The organism is Colwellia sp. 6_MG-2023, assembly GCF_030547765.1.
GTDB lineage: Bacteria > Pseudomonadota > Gammaproteobacteria > Enterobacterales > Alteromonadaceae > Colwellia.
Map to the genome: position 1 here is coordinate 1 of NZ_JAUOPP010000069.1, position 520 is coordinate 520.

Genomic DNA, 520 nt, shown 5'->3' on the forward strand with positions numbered 1-520 from the left:
CCAAGGTTTCCTGTCCCATGTTAATCAGGGCAGGGTAAGTCGGCCCCTAAGGCGAGGCGGAAACGCGTAGTCGATGGAAAACAGATTAATATTTCTGTACTTCTATATATTGCGAAGGAGGGACGGAGTAGGCTAGATGAGCACGGCGTTGGTAGTCCGTGTGAAAGAATGTAGGTGGGTGACTTAGGTAAATCCGGGTTGCTGTTAACACTGAGACTCGAGACGAGTGTCTACGGACATGAAGTCATTGATGCCATGCTTCCAGGAAAAGCTTCTAAGCTTCAGATATATAGGAACCGTACCCCAAACCGACACAGGTGGTTAGGTAGAGAATACTAAGGCGCTTGAGAGAACTCGGGTGAAGGAACTAGGCAAAATAGTACCGTAACTTCGGGAGAAGGTACGCTCTCTAGTGTGAAGGACTTGCTCCGTAAGCACATGAGAGTCGAAGTAACCAGGTGGCTGGAACTGTTTATTAAAAACACAGCACTGTGCAAAATCGAAAGATGACGTATACGGT

General features: G+C 47.5%; 1 rRNA gene. It reads left to right on the plus strand.

Features of this window, described 5'->3' with window-relative positions:
• Positions 1–520 (plus strand): 23S ribosomal RNA (locus Q4503_RS18825); the annotation flags it as partial.